This is a genomic window from Stenotrophomonas sp. B2 (assembly GCF_014947095.1).
GTDB lineage: Bacteria > Pseudomonadota > Gammaproteobacteria > Xanthomonadales > Xanthomonadaceae > Stenotrophomonas > Stenotrophomonas maltophilia_P.
This window is the reverse complement of the sequence record NZ_JADCQA010000011.1, coordinates 1-20,205: the sequence shown is the minus strand read 5'-3', so window position 1 is coordinate 20,205 and position 20,205 is coordinate 1. Positions and strand designations below refer to the sequence as shown.

Annotated in this window: 16 protein-coding genes and 1 pseudogene; all 17 read left to right on the top strand. The window is 68.3% G+C overall.

From position 1 onward, the window contains the following. Positions 1-68 precede the first annotated feature (68 nt). Entirely contained in the window at positions 69-2,303 is a 2,235-nt protein-coding gene (locus IMX13_RS13670) for a CocE/NonD family hydrolase (protein ID WP_193396544.1), read from the top strand. An 84-nt stretch (positions 2,304-2,387) separates the two neighbouring features. Further along, positions 2,388-3,518, top strand: coding sequence for a flagellar biosynthesis protein FlhB (gene flhB, locus IMX13_RS13665; protein ID WP_053520068.1), 1,131 nt, complete (start codon positions 2,388-2,390; stop codon positions 3,516-3,518). After that, a complete protein-coding gene (flhA, locus tag IMX13_RS13660; RefSeq protein WP_193396543.1) occupies positions 3,515-5,620 on the top strand; it encodes a flagellar biosynthesis protein FlhA in 2,106 nt (701 codons plus the stop codon). Before flhB ends, flhA begins: the two co-directional genes overlap by 4 nt. 145 nt (positions 5,621-5,765) lie before the next feature. Beyond that, positions 5,766-7,418 carry a flagellar biosynthesis protein FlhF gene (gene flhF, locus IMX13_RS13655; protein WP_193396542.1) on the top strand — a complete coding sequence of 551 codons (1,653 nt, stop codon included), beginning with the start codon at positions 5,766-5,768 and terminating at the stop codon, positions 7,416-7,418. After that, entirely contained in the window at positions 7,405-8,292 is an 888-nt protein-coding gene (locus IMX13_RS13650; protein WP_053520065.1) for a MinD/ParA family protein, read from the top strand. Before flhF ends, IMX13_RS13650 begins: the two co-directional genes overlap by 14 nt. After that, positions 8,289-9,032 carry an RNA polymerase sigma factor FliA gene (locus tag IMX13_RS13645; protein WP_053520064.1) on the top strand — a complete coding sequence of 248 codons (744 nt, stop codon included), beginning with the start codon at positions 8,289-8,291 and terminating at the stop codon, positions 9,030-9,032. Before IMX13_RS13650 ends, IMX13_RS13645 begins: the two co-directional genes overlap by 4 nt. A gap of 57 nt (positions 9,033-9,089) precedes the next feature. Next, positions 9,090-9,482: a chemotaxis response regulator CheY gene (gene cheY, locus IMX13_RS13640; RefSeq protein ID WP_053520063.1), complete on the top strand. Its 393-nt coding sequence runs from the start codon at positions 9,090-9,092 to the stop codon at positions 9,480-9,482. Beyond that, complete coding sequence (locus IMX13_RS13635; RefSeq protein WP_053520062.1) at positions 9,482-10,087, top strand: protein phosphatase CheZ; 606 nt, start codon at positions 9,482-9,484, stop codon at positions 10,085-10,087. Before cheY ends, IMX13_RS13635 begins: the two co-directional genes overlap by 1 nt. A gap of 2 nt (positions 10,088-10,089) precedes the next feature. After that, on the top strand, positions 10,090-11,922 hold the full coding sequence (locus tag IMX13_RS13630) for a chemotaxis protein CheA (protein WP_193396541.1): 1,833 nt from the start codon (positions 10,090-10,092) through the stop codon (positions 11,920-11,922). Positions 11,923-12,068: 146 nt separating this feature from the next. Continuing rightward, a complete protein-coding gene (locus tag IMX13_RS13625; RefSeq protein ID WP_053520060.1) occupies positions 12,069-12,809 on the top strand; it encodes a flagellar motor protein in 741 nt (246 codons plus the stop codon). A 1-nt stretch (position 12,810) separates the two neighbouring features. Then, positions 12,811-13,656: pseudogene (motD, locus tag IMX13_RS13620) on the top strand (flagellar motor protein MotD); the annotation flags it as partial. A gap of 172 nt (positions 13,657-13,828) precedes the next feature. Continuing rightward, complete coding sequence (locus IMX13_RS13615; RefSeq protein WP_065176153.1) at positions 13,829-14,611, top strand: ParA family protein; 783 nt, start codon at positions 13,829-13,831, stop codon at positions 14,609-14,611. Further along, positions 14,608-15,603 (top strand): chemotaxis protein CheW, encoded by a 996-nt coding sequence (locus IMX13_RS13610; RefSeq protein WP_193396539.1) that lies wholly within the window; start codon positions 14,608-14,610, stop codon positions 15,601-15,603. Before IMX13_RS13615 ends, IMX13_RS13610 begins: the two co-directional genes overlap by 4 nt. Before the next feature lie 118 nt (positions 15,604-15,721). Then, complete coding sequence (locus IMX13_RS13605; RefSeq protein ID WP_053520056.1) at positions 15,722-16,030, top strand: STAS domain-containing protein; 309 nt, start codon at positions 15,722-15,724, stop codon at positions 16,028-16,030. Then, on the top strand, positions 16,027-16,392 hold the full coding sequence (locus IMX13_RS13600) for a response regulator (RefSeq protein ID WP_005409521.1): 366 nt from the start codon (positions 16,027-16,029) through the stop codon (positions 16,390-16,392). Before IMX13_RS13605 ends, IMX13_RS13600 begins: the two co-directional genes overlap by 4 nt. A gap of 44 nt (positions 16,393-16,436) precedes the next feature. Then, positions 16,437-18,446 carry a chemotaxis protein CheA gene (locus IMX13_RS13595; protein WP_053520424.1) on the top strand — a complete coding sequence of 670 codons (2,010 nt, stop codon included), beginning with the start codon at positions 16,437-16,439 and terminating at the stop codon, positions 18,444-18,446. Between the two features lie 345 nt (positions 18,447-18,791). Then, the coding region (locus tag IMX13_RS13590; protein ID WP_193396538.1) for an MCP four helix bundle domain-containing protein at positions 18,792-20,205 on the top strand (1,414 nt) is incomplete at its 3' end.

Genomic DNA, 20,205 nt, shown 5'->3' with positions numbered 1-20,205 from the left:
GGACTCTCCGCGGCGGGCGGCCACCCACCGTATGATGACCACGCGCCCGCCATTGCAAGGAACACCCCGTGACCTTACGCGCTCTTCTTGCTGGCCTGCTGCTGGCGCTCACCTGCACCGGCGTGGCCGCCAGCGATCTGCGGTGGTCGCTGCCCCGCGATGCGCCGCCAGCACAGGTGGATACGGCACTGCAGGCGCTGGGTACGGAGCTGTTGCAGTCGGCAACGCTGACCGATGCACAGCGCTGCCATGCGCTGCTGGCCACGGGTCGCTACGCCGAGGCACGCGCCATGATCGAGAAGCTGCGCGCGACGCTGGCCGCTGCCGGCGATGGCGCGGCGGCCCAGCGCTGGATGCCGATGCTGCTGGCAAGCACTGGCGCGCGGGATGCGGAAGCGTATTCGCGCGCCTTCCATTCGGCCTTTGCTGGCCTGGATGATGTTGCCGCCGTGCAGGCCGATGCAGCGCTTGCCTTGCCTCCCGCTGCGGTACAGGCGCAGCTGACGCAGGCGCTTGCGGCACAGGCCGATGCCGCCACCGTGCCGCAGTCAGCCGCGCTGGAGCTGGTGCGCCTGCAGGCTGTGTTGCGCGCGCAGACCCTGGCTGCGGCACTCGCCCCTGCACTGCTTGACGCAGAACAGCAACGCCGCTTCGTGATCGACAGCGGATTGCGTATCCCCGTGGCCGAAGGGGTGGTGCTGTCCGCACAGCTGGCACGGCCCCGCAGCGCGTCCGCGCCGCTGCCGACGGCCATGCTGTTCACCATCTACACCGACCCGCCCAAGAACCGTCTGAAGATGCTGCTGGCCGCAGCCCACGGCTACGCCGGCATCGTGGTCGACGCACGCGGAAAAGGTCAGGGTACCGGCACCATCGCCCCCTACGAACACGACGGTGTGGACGCCAATGCCGCGATCGACTGGGTCAGCCGCCAGCCCTGGAGCGACGGTCGGGTCGCCATGTATGGCGGCAGCTATGAAGGATTCACCGCATGGGCGGCAGCGCGCCATCACCATCCGGCACTGAAGACCATCGTGCCCTACGTGGCTGCCATTCCGGGCCAGGGCCTGCCGATGGAGAACAACGTATTCCTCAGCGCCAACTACGGCTGGGCCTTCTACGTGGCCAATGGCCCGATGCTGGATACCGACACCTATGGGCAGCAGGACCGGTGGTCACAGCTGCCCGGCCGCTGGTATGCCTCCGGCCGGCCGTACCGGCAGATCGACCAGATCGATGGCACCCCCAATCCCTGGCTGCAGCGCTGGCTCGCCCACCCGGCCTATGATGGTTACTGGCAGGCCATGGTGCCGTACGCCGAAGACTTCAGGGACATCCGCATTCCGGTGCTGACCATTACCGGCTACTACGACGACGGCCAGATTTCCGCGTTGCAGTACTTCACCGATCACATGCGCTACCGGCCGGACGCCGATCATGTCCTGCTGATCGGGCCGTATGACCACGGCGGTGCCCAGGCCGCCAGCAAGCCGATGCAGCTGCGCGGCTACGCGGTGGACCCGGTCGCGCAGTTCGATACGCCTGCGCTGACCTTCCAGTGGCTGGACCACGTACTTCGCGGTGCCCCGCGCCCGGCGCTTCTGGCCGACCAGGTCAACTTCCAGCTGATGGGCAGCAACACCTGGGGGCATGCAGCCACCCTTGATGCCGCTGCGGGCGGCCATCGCACGTACTACCTGTCGGCATCCGCTGAGGGCGACCATCACCCGTTGCAGGAACAGCGGCCAACGCCGGGAACGCTGCGGCAGACGGTGGACCTCGCCGATCGCACGGAGGTCCGGCATGGCTACTATCCGTTCCCGATCGTGGCCGCCGGGGACGAGCCGGACACGGCACTGACCTTCCTCTCCGAGCCCTTCCCAGCACCGATGGACCTGATCGGACGCTTCTCGGGCGATCTGAAGGTCCGCATCAACAAGCGCGACATGGACTTCACGGTCACCCTGTACGAGCTGCTGCCCGATGGGCGCCGGATGCAGCTGTCCTACTACGTCGGCCGGGCCAGCCACGTACGCGACCCGACCACGCGGCAGCTGCTGGTGCCGGGGCGATGGACAGACCTGCCCTTCGATCGCACCCGCATGGTCGCCCGCCGTGTGGGCGCGGGCAGCCGGCTGCTGGTGAAGGTGGACGTGCTCAAGGACGCCATGCACCAGGTGAACCACGGCACCGGACGCGATGTCAGCGACGAGTCAGCCGCCGATGCCGGTGAGCCCCTGCAGGTGGACTGGCACAGCGACAGCTCGCTGAGCATCCCGCTGCGGCCGGCCCTGCCCGGCTAGCGTCGGGCGTTGCCCCGGCGGTGAACCACGCGCCGCGGAACAGTTCTTGCAGGCAGCCCGGCATCCCCTGCCGCAGTGCCCGTGATGTCCGAGAACGAATCCGCCGGCGAAAAGACCGAACAACCCACCGAAAAACGCCTGCGCGAGGCCCGGGAACAGGGCAACCTGCCGCGTTCCCGCGAACTGGGGACCGCCGCAGTGTTCGGTGGCGGCGTGCTGGCGGTGATGGCCATGGGCGGCTCGATCGGCCGTGGTGCCACGCAATGGATGAAACAGGCGTTGAGTCCCGAGCAGGGGCTGCGGCAGAACCCGAAGGAACTGTTCGGCCACTTTGGCGACCTGCTGCTGCAGTTCATGCTGGTGATCACCCCGCTGGTGCTGGTCTGCCTGCTGGCCAGCTTCGTCGCCCCGCTGGTGATGGGCGGATTGCGCTGGTCGGCCAAAGCGATGATGCCCGACATCAATCGGCTGAACCCGCTGACCGGCCTCAAACGTCTGTACGGGCCGGAAGCCATCGCTGAATTCACCAAGTCACTGCTGCGCGTGGCGTTCGTGGGCGTCGCCGCCGGACTGGTGGTGTGGAGCGGCTTCGACACCCTGCGCGGGTTGATCCACCACCCACTGGAAACCGCCATCACCGATGGCCTGGGCTTCACCCTGCGACTGCTGCTGGCCACCGCCGGGGCAATGCTGGTGCTGGCGGCGATCGACGCGCCGTACCAGCGCTGGAACTGGATGCGCAAGCTGAAGATGACCCGCGAGGAACTGCGGCGGGAAATGAAGGAAAGCGAAGGCAGCCCGGAGGTGAAGGGCCGCATCCGCCAGCTCCAGCAGCAGATGGCCAACCGCCGGATGATGGAAGCGGTGCCCACCGCGGACGTGGTGGTGGTCAACCCGACCCACTACGCCGTGGCCCTGAAGTACGAGGGCGGCGCCATGAACGCGCCCACCGTGGTGGCGCTGGGCGTGGACGAGACCGCCCTGCGCATCCGTGAAGTCGCCGATGGCAACAAGGTCGCCATCGTCTCCGCCCCGCCTTTGGCACGCGCCTTGTATCGGGAAGGCCAACTCGGAAAGGAAATCCCCGTGAGACTGTATTCGGCCGTGGCCCAGGTCCTGTCCTACGTCTACCAGCTGCGCGCCTGGCGCACCGGCCCGATGCCGGGCGCCCCGCACATCGAGGTGGATGAATTCGGCAAGGGAGGCCGGGCATGAGCGCGCAGGCCTCGTCCGGATTCAACACCCGCCGGCTGCTGGAGATGATCCGCCAAGGCCTCGGCGCACCGCTGATCGTGCTGGCGCTGCTGGCGATGGTGGTGGTGCCGCTGGCGGCGCCCGTGCTCGATGCGCTGTTCACCTTCAACATCGCCATCTCGCTGATGGTGCTGCTGGCGGTGGTGTACGTGAAGCGCCCGCTGGATTTCACCATCTTCCCGATCGTGCTGCTGGTCACCACCATGCTGCGGCTGGCACTGAACGTGGCCTCCACCCGCGTCATCCTGCTCAATGGCCAGAACGGCCACGACGCGGCCGGCAAGGTCATCGCCGCGTTCGGTGAATTCGTGATCGGCGGCAACTATGCGGTCGGCATCGTGGTGTTCGCCATCCTGACCATCATCAACTTCGTGGTCATCACCAAGGGCGCCGGCCGTGTCTCGGAAGTGACCGCGCGCTTCATCCTCGACGCCATGCCCGGCAAGCAGATGGCCATCGATGCCGATCTCAACGCCGGCCTGCTGACGCGCGAAGAAGCCAAGCTGCGCCGCGAGGAGGTCCGCGAGGAAGCCGACTTCTATGGCGCGATGGACGGCGCCAGCAAGTTCATCCGGGGTGATGCGATTGCCGGCATCCTGATCCTGTTCATCAACATGCTCGGTGGCCTCGCCGTGGGCGTGCTGCAGCATGGCATGCCGTTCGGCGATGCCGCTGCGACCTACACCCTGCTGTCCATCGGTGACGGTCTGGTGGCGCAGCTGCCGGCCCTGCTGGTTTCCAGCGCAGTGGCGATGCTGGTCACCCGTGCCTCGCGCTCGCAGGACATGGCACAGGCGATGACCGGCCAGGTGTTCGGCCAGTACCGTGCCCTGGCCATCACGGCCGGCATCATCGGCCTGGTCGGCCTGGTGCCGGGCATGCCCAACGTCGCTTTCCTGACGCTTGCCTGCATTCTCGGCTTCATCGCCTGGAAGCTGTACCGGAAGGGACAGGCCCCGGCCCCGAGCGACGCTGCCGGCAGCGACCCCGGCGCGGTCAGTGCGCTGGGCCGACCGGCGGCGCCGGCCCCCACCGCGGAACTGAGCTGGGACGAACTGCGCCCGGTCGACCCGCTGGGGCTGGAGGTCGGTTACCGGCTGATTCCGCTGGTGGACAGCAATCAGGGCGGCGAACTCATGGCACGCATCAAGGGCGTGCGGCGCAAGCTGACCCAGGACGTGGGATTCCTGATTCCATCCGTGCACATCCGCGACAACCTGGAACTGCCGGCCAACGGCTACCGCGTGCTGGTACATGGCGTGCCGGTGGCAACCGCCGAGATCCATCCCGACCGCGAACTGGCGCTGGACCCCGGCAGTGCGCTCGGCCCGCTGGACGGCATCGCCGGCAAGGATCCCGCCTTCGGCCTGGACGCTACCTGGATCCAGCCGCACCAGCGCGCCCAGGCCGAAACCATGGGCTACACCGTGGTCGACCCGGCCACCGTGGTCGCCACCCATCTTTCCCACCTGATCCGCGAGCATGCGCCGGAGCTGCTGGGCCACGAAGAGGTGCAGCACCTGCTGGCCAACCTCGCCAAGAGCGCGCCCAAGCTCGTCGAAGATCTGACGCCCAAGGCGCTGCCGTTGTCGGCCGTGGTGCGGGTGCTGCAGAACCTGCTGGTGGAACGCATTCCGATCCGCCAGCTGCGCAAGATCGCCGAAGCACTGGTGGAGCACGCGCCGTCCAGCCAGGACCCGGCCACGCTCACCGCCGCAGTGCGCACCGCGCTCGGCCGCTTCATCGTGCAGGAGATCGCCGGAATGTCGGCGGAGCTGCCGGTGTTCACCCTCAACCCGCAATTGGAACGCGTCTTGCAGGAGTCCACGCAGGGCAACGGCGCCGCGCTGGAACCCGGGCTTGCCGAGCGACTGCATCAGAGTCTGGCCGAATGTGTCAGCAAGCAGGAAGCCCGCAACGAGCCCGCGGTCGTGCTGGTTCCCGGCCCGGTACGTGCCGCGTTGGCACGCCTGGTCCGTCACAGCGTTCCGTCGCTGTCGGTACTGGCGTACAGCGAAGTGCCGGAGGACAAGCGCCTGAAGCTGGTCGGAACGATCAGCTGACGCCGCCCACCGATGCGTCAGAAAACAGACACCACCTTCGAACCACCGCAACAGACAGATGCCAAGGGGAACCCGTTCCGTGCAGACCACCGACCACCCGCGTTCTCCCACCACCACCCCGCCGTCCCCGTCCCGTGACCACAGCATGAAAATCAAACGATTCGTCGCCGCCGACATGCGCTCGGCCATGAACCTGGTGCGCAAGGAACATGGTCCCGATGCTGTGATCCTGTCCAACCGCCGGATCGAGGAAGGCGTCGAGATCGTCGCCGCAGCCAACTATGACGAGAGCGCGGTGCAACGCGCGCTGGAAGCCTCGCGGCGCGACGTGGCTCCGCCGCCGCCGAAACCGCGCACCGCCGCGGATGCAGTGATCGCCGCGGTCACCCGCCGCCGCTCCACCACACCGGCCCAGCAGCCGGTGACCGCCACCACATCGGCCGTGGCCGCCCTCGCCCGCGCGGCCGTCGGTGCCACCGGCCGCACCCTGGACAGTGCGGACGAGATCGTGCCCACCCGCGGCAGTTCCGGCTTCGCTGCCACCCTGGCGCGTGCCACCGTCAACGATCCGGCACTGCCGGAGCAGATCTTCGCGCCGTTCGCGAGCGCCGTCGTGGCTCCCGCACCGGCGCCCGCCAACCGCGCCCGTTTCCTGATCGACCCGCCGCAGGACGAGCATCACGAATCCCCCGCGCCGGCAGTGCTGCCGCCGCCGCTGCCGATCACCGCTGCGGCCACTGCGCAGGCCGAGTCCGTGCACCCCGAGCCGCCGTACGCGCAGGACGTTGCCGAGACCACGCCAGCCCCTGCCGCTGCCGCTGAAGCGGAGACCGCGCCGGCCCCGGCGCCGCTCCTTGCCCCGGTGCCGGTACTGACGGTGGTTGCACAGGACGATGCCGAGATCCGCCAGCTGCGCCACGAAGTGGCCGGCATGCGCCAGGTCATCGAGCGCGAGATGAACCGCTTCACCGACGAGCGCCTGCGCGGCTGCCCGGTGCGGGCGACCGCCCTGGACCTGATGGACGAGTACGGATTCGATGCCGGGCTGGCCCGCGATGTGGCCATGCAGATACCGCTGGATACCGAAGCCCACCGGGGCCGCGGGCTGATGCTGGGCCTGATCTCGCGCAGGCTGCCGATCGCGCCGGTCGATCCGCTGGAAGAAGGCGGCGTGATCGCTCTGGTCGGTCCGACCGGGGCCGGCAAGACCACCACCATCGCCAAGCTCGCCTCGCGCTTCGCCGAGAAGCACGCGCCGCGCGATGTGGCCCTGGTCACCACCGACACGCTGCGCATCGGTGCCCGCGAGCAGCTGTACGGCTATGGCCGCCAGCTCGGCATCGCGGTGCATGAAGCCAACAGCGGCACCGACCTGGACCAGCTGCTGGAGCGGCTGAAGGACTACAAGCTGGTGCTGATCGATACCGCCGGCCTGGGCCCGCGTGACCGCGCCCTGGCCGCGCAGCTGCAGTGGCTGCGTGCCGCCCGCCAGGTCCGCACTCTGCTGGTGCTGCCGGCCAATACCAGCTTTGGCGACATGGACGAGGTGGTGCGCCGCTTCGGCGCGGCCAACCTGCAGGGCCTGGTGCTGAGCAAGCTGGATGAGACCGGCCGCTTCGGCAACGCCCTGTCAGTGGCGGTAGACCACGCGCTGCCGATCACCTGGGTGACCGATGGCCAGGACGTTCCGGACGACCTGCACCGGGCCAGCGCGGCCAATCTCGTACTTCGCCTTGAAGATTTGCGCCGAGCGGCCGATATGCCCTGCAACCCGGAGTTGAACCATGCCGTCGCGTGAGTACGCCAAGCTGACCAAGACCTTCCCGCTGTCGGCCACCCGCAGCGAGCCGCTCGGCCCTGTGCGCACCATCGCCGTGACCGGTGGCAAGGGCGGCGTCGGCAAGACCAACGTCTCGGCCAACCTGGCCGTGGCGCTGGCCGGCATGGGCAAGCGCACGCTGCTGCTCGACGCCGACCTGGGCCTGGCCAACATCGACGTGATCCTGGGCCTGAATCCCACCCACACCCTGGCGGATCTGGTCGCCGGCCGCTGCTCGCTGGAAGACGTGATCGTCGAAGGTCCGAACGGCGTGCTGGTGGTGCCGGCCGCGTCCGGTCGGCGGCACATGGCCGAGCTGGCCCCGGCCGAGCACATCGGCCTGGTGAACGTGTTCTCCGAACTGGAACGCGAGCTGGACATCATGGTGGTGGACACCGCCGCCGGCATCACCGACGGCGTGCTGACCTTCTGCCAGGCCGCACAGGACACGGTTGTCGTGGTCTGCGACGAACCGGCCTCGATCACAGACGCCTACGCACTGATCAAGGTGCTGTCGCGCGAGCGCGGCGTGGACCGCATCCAGGTGGTGGCCAACATGGTGCGCGACCCCAACGAGGGCCGCGTGCTGTATGAAAAGCTGACCCGGGTCTGCGAGAAGTTCCTTGCCGATGTCTCGCTGAACTACCTGGGCTGCGTGCCGCAGGATGACTGGCTGCGCCTGTCGGTGCAGCGCCAGCAGCCGGTGGTGAAGGCCTATCCATCCAGCCCGGCGGCGCTGGCGATCACCGAGATCGCCCGTCGCACCGCCCGCTGGCAGGCCCCCACCGAGCCACGCGGTGGCGTTGAATTCTTCCTCGAGCGCATCCTCAAGCAACGCGGGGTGGCAGCATGAAAGGCGCGGCCCAGTACAGGGAAGTCCAGCGCTCGGCGGCGACCGAGGTCATCGCCCAGCACTCGGACCTGGTGCGGCGCATCGCCCATCACCTGGCCGCACGCCTGCCGGCCAGCGTCGAAGTGGACGACCTGATCCAGGCCGGCATGATGGGCCTGATCGAAGCCTCGCGCAGCTACGACGCCGACCAGGGTGCCTCGTTCGAGACCTATGCCTCGATCCGCATCCGCGGCTCGATGATCGACGAGATCCGCCGTGGCGACTGGGTACCGCGCTCGGTGCATCGGCGCGCCCGCGATGCGGCCGCCACCATCCGCCGCCTGGAGCAGACCACGGGCCGTGCAGCCAGTGCCACCGAGGTGGCGGCGGCCATGGACATGCCACTGCCCGAATACCTGCGGCTGATGGAGGACGCCTCGCGCGGCCAGGTGCTGAGCCTGGAATCGCGCATCGAAGACCAGGGCGAACTGGACACCGTCGCCCAGGGCGGACCGACACCGCAGCAGGTCCTGGAACGTGGCGAGTTCGGCCGCGAACTGGGCAAGGCCATCGGCCATCTGCCCGAGCGCGAACAGCTGGTGCTCTCGCTGTACTACGAGCAGGAGCTGAACCTGAAGGAGATCGGCGCGGTGCTCGGCGTGAGCGAATCGCGCGTCTGCCAGATCCACGGCCAGGCCGTGCTGCGCCTGCGCGGCCGGCTGAAGATCTTCGAGGCTGCGGATGCCGGGCTTGAAGAATGAACATGCCTGCGGCGGCCACGGCCACCGCGGGCGACTGAACAACAAAGGAACTCCGCTTTGAACAAGAACATGCGCATCCTGATCGTCGACGACTTCTCGACCATGCGTCGCATCGTCAAGAATCTGCTGGGCGATCTGGGCTTCACCAACACCGCCGAAGCCGAGGACGGGCATGCCGCACTGTCGATGCTGCAGAGCCAGCCGTTCGACTTCGTGGTCACCGACTGGAACATGCCGGTGATGACCGGCATCGAACTGCTCAAGGCGATCCGCGCCGATGCCAAGCTCAAGACCCTGCCGGTCCTGATGGTCACCGCCGAGGCCAAGCGCGAGCAGATCATCGAAGCGGCGCAGAGCGGCGTGAACGGCTACATCATCAAGCCGTTCACCGCGCAGACGCTGGAAGAGAAACTGGGCAAGATCTTCGAACGCCTGGCGGCCAGCGCCTGATGGACGCCACGGTCGACAAGAACGCCCTCGCCCTGCGCCTGCAGGAAGCCCTCGACGCGCTCGAATCCGGCGACGAGAGCGCCTGGCGCCAGCGCATCGACGCCCTGGTGGCCGCACGCACGCAGCCGATGATGAGCGGCCTGTCACGGCTGGCCCGCGAACTGGGCCAGGCCCTGGGCGAACTGCCGACCGTCCCCAGCGAGGCGGGCGAGCTGGACGACGCCTGCGCGCGCCTGGACCATGTGGTGGCGATGACCGAACAGGCCACGCACCGCACCCTGGACCTGGCCGAAGAGTGCCGCAGCCTCACCGAACAGCTGCGCGCCGAAGGCCTGCAGCCGGGGCAGGATGCGCAGCTGGAACGCATCCGCCACAACCTGACCGAGATTGCCCTGACCCAGAGCTATCAGGACCTGACCGGACAGATCATCCGTCGCGTGGTCGGCATCGTCCGCCGCGTGCACGAAGGCTTTGGCGCGCTGGGCCTGCCACCGGAGCAGCATCGGACCGATCCGGCGCTGGCCGGACCGGCACTGAAGGGACTGGACCGCCACGCGGTCTCTCAGAACGACGCCGACGACCTGTTGTCGGACCTGGGACTGTAAGCATGAGCGCGGTATCCGACGACATCACCGCCGATTTCATCATCGAGGCACAGGAAATCCTGGATCGCCTCGGCGAACAGCTGGTGTCGCTGGAACAGGCGCCGCAGGACGCCGACCAGCTCAACGCCGTGTTCCGTGGCTATCACACGCTCAAGGGCGGCGCCGGTTTCCTCGGCATCACCGCCATGGTCGAGCTGTGCCATGCCGCCGAAGAGGCACTGGGCGCCGCCCGCGCTGGCCAGGCGGTGCTGCAGCCGCATCACTTCGATGCCGCACAGCAATCACTGGACTACCTGCAATCGATGCTGGATGCCGTGTCTTCCGGCAACGAACCCGGCTATGCCCCGCCGGACCTGATCGCCCAGTTCGACGTGCACGGCGCTGCTGCGCCGACCGCCGCCGCTCCCGCAGCGGCCGCACCCGCTGCCGGTGACCTGATCACCGACGACGAGTTCGAGGCCCTGCTCGATCAGCTGCACGGCAGCAACGCCCCCACCGCGGTGGCGACGCCGGCCAAGGCCGACGATGGCCTGATCAGCGAGGATGAGTTCGAAGCCCTGCTGGACCAGCTGCACGGCGGCGCCGCCCCCGGCGCGAAACCCGTGGCTGCTCCGCCGGCGCCTGCGCCTGCACTGCCCGCACCGCGCCCCGCGGCCGCCGCTGCCAAGCCCGCGGCCAACAAGCCGGTGGCCGAGGCCGAGCACACCGTGCGCGTGGATACCAAGCGGCTGGATGCCATCGTCAACCTGATCGGCGAGCTGGTGCTGTCCCGCAACCGGCTCAAGACCCTGCGTGCGCGCCTGCGCGACGAGGAACTGGACCGCGCCGTGTCGACCCTGGACATCGCCACCGCGCGCCTGCAGTCGGCAGTGATGCGCACGCGCATGCAACCGGTCGGCAAGGTGTTCTCGCGCTTCCCCAAGGTCGCCCGCGATGTTGCCCGCTCGCTGAAGAAGGAAGTGGACCTGGAGCTGGTCGGCGCCGAAACCGAGCTTGACCGCAACCTGGTCGAGGCCCTGGCCGACCCGCTGGTGCACCTGGTCCGCAACGCCATCGACCATGGTGTGGAGATGCCCGATCTGCGCGAAGCACAGGGCAAGCCACGCATGGGCCACGTGCGTCTGTCGGCCCAGCAGGAAGGCGACTACGTCAGCATCGAGGTGCAGGACGATGGCGCCGGCATCGATCCGGAAAAACTGCGCGCGAAAGCACGCGAAAAGGGCTTGATCGACCCGGAGGCGGCGGCCCGGCTGAGCAGCGAGGAATGTCTGCACCTGGTGTTCCTGCCCGGCTTCTCCACCAAGCAGCAGGTGACCGACATCTCCGGCCGCGGCGTCGGCATGGATGTGGTGCAGTCGCGCATCCGCGAGCTCAGTGGGCAGATCCAGATCCAGTCGGAACTGGGCCGGGGCAGCCGTTTCCTGATCCGCGTGCCGCTGACCCTGGCGATCCTGCCAACCCTGCTGGTGCAGGCCGGCGAGGACGTCTATGCGCTGCCGCTGGCGCGCGTGATGGAAGTGTTGCATGCACCGCGCACCTCGCTGGGCTGGTTCGATGGCCGGGCGGTGCTGGACCGTCGCTCGCACACCCTGCCGCTGGTCGATCTGCGCCAGTGGCTGGATGTGACGCCCGCCGCCTCGGCGCTGCTCACCATCGTGGTGCTGCAAGCCGGCGAGGCGCGCTTCGGCCTGGTCGTGGACCAGGTCCGTGGGCGCGAGGAAGTGGTCATCAAGCCATTGCCGAAGGCCCTGCGCGGCCTGCGCGGCTACGCCGGTGCGACGCTGATCGGTGATGGTCGGATGGCCCTCATCCTCGACGTGGATGGCCTGCGATGACGCTCGCCGGGCATGGCCCGGCGCTACCGGAAACGGCCTCGCGCGATAGCGCCGGGCCATGCCGGGCGAACCAGAAACTGTGACTACCGTCTGTACGCGATCGACCGGTGTCTCAAGTCCCATTCACACACGCCGATACCGGACCCATGGATAGACTCAGCCTCATCGGACTCTTTCTCGCCCTGGCCTCGCTGGTCGGCGGCAGCATCCTCAAGGGCGCCGGACTGGCGTCCCTGTGGTCGCCTGCGGCGTTCGTGATCGTCATCGTCGGCACCATCGCCGCGATCCTGCTGCACACCGCACCCGCCGTATTCAGGCATGCCTTCCGGATCGTGCGCTGGGTCGTGCGCCCGCCGCACAGCGATCGTCGCGAGCTGATCCAGCAGATCGTCGAGTGGAGCAACATCGCCCGCCGCCAGGGCCTGCTGGGCCTGGAAGCGCAGGTGGAAGCGCAGCAGGATCCGTTCCTGCGCAAAGGCCTGCAGCTGCTGGTCGACGGCGTCGAGCCCGAATCGATCCGGCACATGCTGGAGATCGAGCTGGGCAGCCAGGAACACCGTGACCAGGCCGCTGCCAAGGTCTTCGAGGGCATGGGCATCTATGCGCCGACGCTGGGCATCATCGGTGCGGTGCTGGGCCTGATCGCCGTCATGAAGAACCTGGCCGACCCCAGCAAGCTGGGGCATGGCATCGCCGCCGCCTTCACCGCCACCATCTACGGCATCGCGTCGGCCAACCTGCTGTTCCTGCCGATCGCCGCCAAGCTGAAGGGGGTGATCGCCCACAACAGCCGCGACCGCGAGATGGTCATCGAAGGCCTGATCTCGATCGCGCAGGGCGAGAACCCGCGGAACATCGAAACCAACCTGTCCGGCTTCCTGCACTGACATGGCCCGCCGCAGACACCACGAAGAGCACGCCAACCATGAAGCATGGGCGATCCCCTATGCCGATCTGATGACGCTGCTGCTGGCCTTCTTCGTGGTGATGTATGCGATCTCCTCGATCAACGAAGGCAAGTACCGGATCATGGCCGATGCGCTCACCGATGCCTTTGGTGGCGCGCCGCGCACCATCAATCCGGTGCAGGTCGGCAACAAGCAGGTGCAGGGGGGCGGCTGGGACAGTCCTTCGGTGATCAAGTCCGGCACCAAGATCGGCCCGTCCGCACCGGCACCCTCGCACGACCCTACCCTGCTGCCGGCCATGGCCTCGCAGATGCGCATGCCGGTCTCGGTGCACGACCAGCAGCAGATCGCCCGTGCCGAGCGCCAGCTCAGCAGCATCGCCGACCGGTTGACCGCCGCGCTGTCGCCGCTGATCGAGCGCGGCATGATCAGCGTGCGCCGCACCGAGCTGTGGATCGAAGTGGAGATCAACAGCGACATCCTGTTCCCGACCGGCTCGGCGGCGCTGGACGTGCACGCGCGCGGGACGTTGTCCAGCCTGGCAGGTGTGCTGCGCGACGTACCCAACAGCGTGCGGGTGGAAGGCCACACCGACAACGTGCCGATCGCCACCGCCACCTTCCCCTCCAACTGGGAACTGTCGGCCGCGCGGGCCGCCAGCGTGGTCCACCTGTTCGCCGACCAGGGCCTGCAGCCTTCGCGTCTGGCCATGGTCGGCTACGGCCAGTTCCGCCCGCGCGAGGACAACGACAGTGCGCAGGGTCGCAACCGCAACCGGAGGGTGATGGTGATCATCCTGGCCGACACCTCGCACTCGGTCGACCCGCTGGGCCAGCGCCTGAACGCCGCCAACGGCGCGGCCGACCCGTCCGCCGGGCCTGCGGCAACACCCGCCACAGCGCCCTCCCCGTCCCCCATCGCACCGGTGCAGTTGCCACCGGTGCCGGCTGGCAGCCGTGTCGGCGCCGCCGCTCCCCCGGCAATGAAGGAGTAAACCCATGCGCATCTGGGCAGTCGCCAACCAGAAGGGCGGAGTCGGCAAGACGACGACCACCCTGGCCCTCGGTCGCAACCTGGCCACGCAGGGCCATCGCGTGCTGCTGATCGATCTTGATCCCCACGCCTCGCTCAGCCGCGCCTTCGGCGTGCCGGTGGACCCGCCACCGACCGGCGTACTTGAGCTGTTCGGCGCACCTCCGGCCGAGCTGTCCAGCCTTTGCCACACCAGCAGCGTCAGCGGCCTGGACTACGTCTGTGCACAGCCGGCACTGGCCACGCTGGAGCGCCGCAGCGCCAACCAGCCGGGCCTTGGCCTGGCGCTGCAGAACGCGCTGGCACGGCACCAGGGCCAGCACGACTACATCCTGCTGGACTGCGCGCCCACACTCGGCCTGCTGATGATCAATGCGCTCGCGGCAGCGGACCGCCTGATCATTCCGACGCAGGCCGAGCCGCTGGCACTGCACGGGCTGGACGGCATGGTGCGCACCGGTGAAATGGTCGAGCGCTCGCGCCGGCGCCCGCTGCCGATCTCGATCCTGCCCACCCTGTTCGACCGCCGCACCCGCACCGGCAACGAATCACTGCGCAGCATGCAGGACCGTCACGGCGCACGCGTCTGGGAGGATGCGATTCCGATCGACACGCGGGTCAGCAACGCGGCCGGCCTGACCCTGCCGAGCGTCGGCGAGGACTATCCCGGCCGCGGGCTCGCGGCCTACCGTCGCGCGCTGAACTGGATCCTTGGCGAGGATGCGCGCGCGCTGGAGCAAGCCGCATGAACACCGCCGGTGTGCTGGACGACTATCTGGACGAGCTGCTGGGCGAAGCGATCGCCCCGGTGGCGGCCAGCCCCGATGCAGGCAACACGGCGCTTCCGGCGGCGATCGCCGAACGCGAGCCGACCTGGGACGACCTGCCGGCAGAGGTCATCTACGAAACCGGCAGCAGCGACGTGGTGCCCATGGATGACGCCGCTCTGGCGGCCGCCTTCGAGACCGCCAGCCAGTCCGCTGCACCGGCCGCTGCCGAACGCCAGCCGACCTGGGACGATCTGCCCGATGAGGTGATCTACGAGACCGACGGCGCGGAAAGCCCGTTGCTGGCCCACACCGACAGCCCCGCGCTGCAGGCTGCCTTCGAGGCCGCCGCCAGCGGCGAAGGGGTGGATCCGGTGGCGCCCGCGCGGATCGTGCCCCCGGCACCCGCCGCTGCGCCGCCGGTAGCGGCCGCACCGCCGCGTGTCGCCCTCGAAGCACCCGCCGCCAGCCGCCCTGCCAGCTGGCAGGAACTGCAGGCGCAGGCCCATCGGCCCGCCAACAGCCCGCATCCGCAGCACCGCCGCGCGAACGAGCGCACCTCGCGCTGGCTGCGGATGCGCTGTGGCAGCCAGGCCTATGCACTGGAACTGCTGAAAGTGCAGGAGGTGGTACTGCCGGTACCCCTGCTGCCGCTGCGCGGCACTGCGCCGGCGATGCTGGGGATCATGAACCTGCGCGGCCAGGTGGTGCCCGTGATGGACCTTGGGCTGCACCTGGGCGCAGCGGCGGCCGAGGACGACGCACAGACCCGCATCGTGGTGCTGGAGGAAGACGGCGAGACCATCGGCCTGCGCGTCTCGGCCGTGGAAGACGTCGCCAATCTCACTGATTCGCAGATCGAGCCACCGGATACCGCCCGCATCTGCCAGATCTCCAACGACCTCTTCCGTGGTGTGGCCCGCGTCAGCCAACGGCCGATGATCCTGCTCGACGCCACCCGCCTGCTCAACTGAGGCGGGGTCCACGCGTTGCCCGGGCCCGTCGGAACGGGCACGCAGGGCCTCACCGCCCCCCTAAAGAACCCCTGGCGGGTGCCGATATGGATGACGGAACCGTTTGTCCGGAGCAACGATGAGCACTGTCGAACTGGGTGAGGATCTCGGCATCGAGACCAGCACCGAGCTCAAGAACCGCCTCGCCCCGCTGGTAGCGCAGGTTGGCGAGCTGACCCTGGATGCAAGCCAGGTCGGCCGCGTCCACACCGCCGCCGTGCAGGTGCTGTGTGCATTCGTGCAGGCACGCCGCGAGGCGGGCCTGGACACCGGCTTCCACGGTTGCACTGCAACCTTCCGTGACGCCGCGCGCCTGCTGGGCGTCACCCAGGCCCTGGGCCTGGACGTACCCCATGACAACCTGAAATCTGTGGAGAACGCTGCATGAGCGCACGTATCTTGGTGGTGGACGATTCGGCGTCGATGCGCCAGATGGTGTCCTTCGCCCTCACCTCGGCCGGTTTTGCCGTCGAAGAAGCTGAAGACGGCGCGGTCGCGCTCGGCCGCGCGAAGGGACAGCGCTTCAACGCGGTGGTCACCGACGTCAACATGCCGAACATGGACGGCATTGCGCTGATCCGCGAGCTGCGCCAGCTGCCGGACTACAAGTTCACGCCGCTGCTGATGCTGACCACCGAGTCCGCCGCCGACAAGAAGTCCGAAGGCAAGGCCGCCGGCGCCACCGGCTGGCTGGTCAAGCCGTTCAACCCGGAACAGCTGGTCGCCACCGTGCAGAAAGTGCTGGGCTGATCGCCCCGCACCGTTCCCCTTCTTCGCTTCCGGATCACCACTGCATGAGCATGGACCTGCAACGCTTCCACGCCACCTTCTTCGAAGAGAGCCGCGAAGGCCTCGACGCGATGGAGGCCGGCCTGCTGGCCCTGGAGTCGGGGCAGCAGGACGCGGAGATCATCAACTCGGTGTTCCGCGCCGCCCACTCCATCAAGGGCGGTGCCGGTACGTTCGGCTTCGATGCCATCGCCGCGCTCACCCACGTACTGGAAACGCTGCTGGACGAGCTGCGCGCCGGCAAGCGCGCGCTGGAAGGCCACGCGGTCGATGCGATGCTGTCGTCCGTGGATGTGCTGCGCGCCCTGCTGCGCGAGGCCGAGCACGGCCAGGCGGCCGATCCGGCGGCCGTCGCCGCGGTGAAGGCGCGACTGGAGGCAGTGCTGTCCGGCCAGCCGGCAGCCAGCGCCCCGGCCGCGGCTGCCGCCGCAGCACCGGTGGACGATACGCCCGAAGCCTGGCAGATCGGCTTCACCCCCGCGCCCTCACTGTTCATGAGTGGCAATGATCCGCTGCGCATCATCCGCGAACTGGAACATCTCGGCTCGCTGCAGGTCGCTGCGCGGCTCGAACGCCTGCCCGGCTTCGCCCAGCTTGACCCTCTCGAAGCCCATCTTGCGTGGGACCTCGGCCTGGTCGGCAAGGTGCCGCGCAGCAAGATCGAAGACACCTTTGCGTGGGTGCTGGACGACTGCGAACTGGACATCCGTCCGGCCGCGCCGCCGAGCCTGGCCACCCGCGCCCCCGATACAACAGCCAACGCCCCTTCCACGCCCGTTGCTGCAGTACCCCCCGTTGCCGCCGCCCCTGCCGCCAGTGGCACCCCTGGCACCAGCCAGGATGCGGAAACCTCGATCCGCGTCAGTGTCGACAAGGTGGACGCGCTGATCAATCTGGTCGGTGAACTGGTCATCACCCAGGCCATGCTCAAGCAGGTCTCGCATGCGCTGGATCCGGTGCTTGCCGAGAGCCTGTTCGCCGGCCTGGATCAGCTCGAACGCAACACCCGCGACCTGCAGGAAGCCGTCATCGGCGTGCGCATGCTGCCGGTCGACGCCGTGTTCCGCCGCTTCCCGCGCCTGGTCCGCGACCTCTCCACCCGCCTCGGCAAGCAGGTCCGCCTGCGCACCATCGGTGAAGGCACCGAACTGGACAAGGGCCTGATCGAGAAGATCGCCGATCCGCTCGTCCACCTGGTCCGCAACTCCATCGACCACGGGCTGGAAATGCCGGACGTGCGCAAGGGCGCAGGCAAGGACGAGACCGGCACCATCACCCTGGCGGCGTCGCACCAGGGAGGCCACATCGTCATCGAAGTCAGCGACGACGGACGCGGCCTGGATCGCGCCAGGATCCTCGCCAAGGCGGCCGAACGCGGCCTGAGCGTGCCCGACAATCCCACCGACTCGCAGGTCTGGGACCTGATCTTCCAGCCGGGCTTCTCCACCGCCGACGCCGTCACCGATCTCTCCGGGCGCGGCGTGGGCATGGACGTCGTCCGTCGCAACATCCAGGCGCTGGGCGGTGAAGTACAGATCGAAAGCAGCCTGGGCACTGGAACGCGTACCCTGATCCGGCTGCCGCTGACCCTGGCCATCCTCGACGGCATGACCGTGGCGGTGGCGGGCGAGACGTTGATCCTGCCGCTGGCCTATGTGCTGGAAGCCCTGCAGCCGCAGCCGGAGGACATCCGCAGCATGGCCGGCGAAGGGCGCGTGCTGCGCGTGCGTGGCGAGTACCTGCCGATCCTGTCCCTCAGCGAGTACTACGGATACGGCGCCCGCATGCCCGGCAGCGAATCGCTGGTGGTGGTGGTGGAAGGCGACGGGCAGAAGATCGCACTGGAAGTGGACGAACTGGTCGGCCAGCAGCAGGTCGTGGTCAAGAACATCGAGAACAACTACCGGCGTATCGGCGGCGTGTCCGGCGCCACCATCCTCGGCGATGGCCGCGTTGCACTGATCGTCGACATCGGTGGGCTGGTGCGCTCGCTGCGCGTGCCGCAGGCCGCCTGAGTCCGAGCGCAGGTGATCCAGGGCCGCCGCCCCACACGGGCGGCGGCTTTCGTTTGTGTGCAGCCCGGTAGTAAGGCGAGTGTGCGCCTCCCGCTCCATTTCGTGAACTCCGTCGGCCCACGGCGCCGCAGGAAACCACCCGCGTGCAGGCCGGAACGCGGCCCCTGCAACGCGTCCGCGCCGCCGTCCCTACGCATCCGGATGTGACGCCCATCCATAAAGTCCGGCGGCCGTGCGCCGCTATCTCGCAGTGACAGTCGTGACCGGACGCGCATCGGCTCCGGTTCACGCTGCACTCCCCGGCCGGCACGCACGCCCGCCACTCTGCCCACCTGGAGCACCTGCATGAAGTGGTTCCACGATCTGCCCATCGCCCGCAAGCTGGCCGTGGGGTTCACCCTCACCACCCTGATGACCCTGCTGCTGGGTGCGTTCGCACTGTTGCGCCTGAGCCAGGCCAACGACCAGCTGGGGGCGATGGCCAGCAACGATATTCCGTCGGTGCAGCATCTGGGCGAAGCCCGCTCGCAGCTTGGTGAATTCCGTACCTACGAGCTGGCCCAGCTGACCATGCTGGACCAGCCGGACAAGGTGGCCGACTACAACAAGCGCATGGACACCACCGCCAAAGCCGTACGCGATGAACTGGCGGCCTATGCCGCCTTGCCGGCCCAGGACAAGGAACGCGAACTGTATCGCGCCGCCTCGGCGCAGGTGGATCGCTACTTCGCCGCCAACAAGGCCATGCGTGACGCAGTGGCCGCCGGCGACGGCATCATGGCGCAGCAGATTTCCGACGAGCAGTCGCGCCCGGCACGGCGTGAACTGTTCGACGCCCTGAAGGCACTAGGTGCCCACATCGCCGGCCTGATGGACGCGCGGATCGCCGATGCCAACGCCACGCATCGCGCCAGCATGATCGCCATCATCGGCTGCATCGTACTGCTGTCGTTGCTGGCCGCCGCGCTGGCCACGGTCATCTCGCGGGCCGTGACCGGTCCGCTCGGCAAGGCCGTGCAGGCCATCCAGGCAGTTGCCCGCGGTGACCTGAGCGTCAGCACCCGGGCCACCAGCAACGACGAGGCCGGCAAGATGCTGTCCGCCACCGCGGAAATGACCGCAATGCTGCGCCGCTTCTCCGAGCAGACACAGCTGATGGCGCAGATGCATGCCGGACCGGATATCAGCCATCGCATCCCGGAAGACTTCCCGGGTGTCTACGGCCAGCTCGCCAGCGGCATCAATACGGTCATTTTCGAGCACCTGGACGCGATCCGCGATGCGATCGACGTACTCAACCAGTATGCCGTCGGCAATCTCGCACCGGACGCGCGCCGCCTGCCCGGCAGCCGCGCCATCCTGCATGAGTCGATGGATGCGGCCAAGTCCAGCCTGCTGGCGATCAATACGCAGATCCAGCAGCTCGCGGCCGCAGCCGCCGCGGGCGACTTCAGCCAGCGCGGCGACGCACAGCGCTTCCAGCATGATTTCAAGGTGATGATCGATCACCTGAACATCATGATGGAAGTCGCCGACAGCAATCTCGGCCAGCTCTCGCAGCTGCTGCAGTCGATCGCTGCCGGGGACCTCACCGCGCGCATGGACGGGCAGTTCAACGGCGTGTTCGCACGGATGCGTGACGATGCCAATGCCACCGTCACCCAGCTGACCCGCATCGTTGGCCAGATCCAGGCCAGCGCCTCCAGCATCACCCTGGCCGCCGGCGAAATCGCCTCGGGCAACAACGACCTGTCGCGCC

Excerpts from the sequence above, each read along its gene's own strand:
- flhB (WP_053520068.1), top strand. The coding sequence starts at position 2,388 with ATGTCCGAGAACGAATCCGCCGGCGAAAAGACCGAACAACCCACCGAA.
- flhA (WP_193396543.1), top strand. The coding sequence starts at position 3,515 with ATGAGCGCGCAGGCCTCGTCCGGATTCAACACCCGCCGGCTGCTGGAG.
- flhF (WP_193396542.1), top strand. The coding sequence starts at position 5,766 with ATGAAAATCAAACGATTCGTCGCCGCCGACATGCGCTCGGCCATGAAC.
- IMX13_RS13650 (WP_053520065.1), top strand. The coding sequence starts at position 7,405 with ATGCCGTCGCGTGAGTACGCCAAGCTGACCAAGACCTTCCCGCTGTCG.
- IMX13_RS13645 (WP_053520064.1), top strand. The coding sequence starts at position 8,289 with ATGAAAGGCGCGGCCCAGTACAGGGAAGTCCAGCGCTCGGCGGCGACC.
- IMX13_RS13635 (WP_053520062.1), top strand. The coding sequence starts at position 9,482 with ATGGACGCCACGGTCGACAAGAACGCCCTCGCCCTGCGCCTGCAGGAA.
- IMX13_RS13630 (WP_193396541.1), top strand. The coding sequence starts at position 10,090 with ATGAGCGCGGTATCCGACGACATCACCGCCGATTTCATCATCGAGGCA.
- IMX13_RS13625 (WP_053520060.1), top strand. The coding sequence starts at position 12,069 with ATGGATAGACTCAGCCTCATCGGACTCTTTCTCGCCCTGGCCTCGCTG.
- IMX13_RS13615 (WP_065176153.1), top strand. The coding sequence starts at position 13,829 with ATGCGCATCTGGGCAGTCGCCAACCAGAAGGGCGGAGTCGGCAAGACG.
- IMX13_RS13610 (WP_193396539.1), top strand. The coding sequence starts at position 14,608 with ATGAACACCGCCGGTGTGCTGGACGACTATCTGGACGAGCTGCTGGGC.
- IMX13_RS13605 (WP_053520056.1), top strand. The coding sequence starts at position 15,722 with ATGAGCACTGTCGAACTGGGTGAGGATCTCGGCATCGAGACCAGCACC.
- IMX13_RS13600 (WP_005409521.1), top strand. The coding sequence starts at position 16,027 with ATGAGCGCACGTATCTTGGTGGTGGACGATTCGGCGTCGATGCGCCAG.
- IMX13_RS13595 (WP_053520424.1), top strand. The coding sequence starts at position 16,437 with ATGAGCATGGACCTGCAACGCTTCCACGCCACCTTCTTCGAAGAGAGC.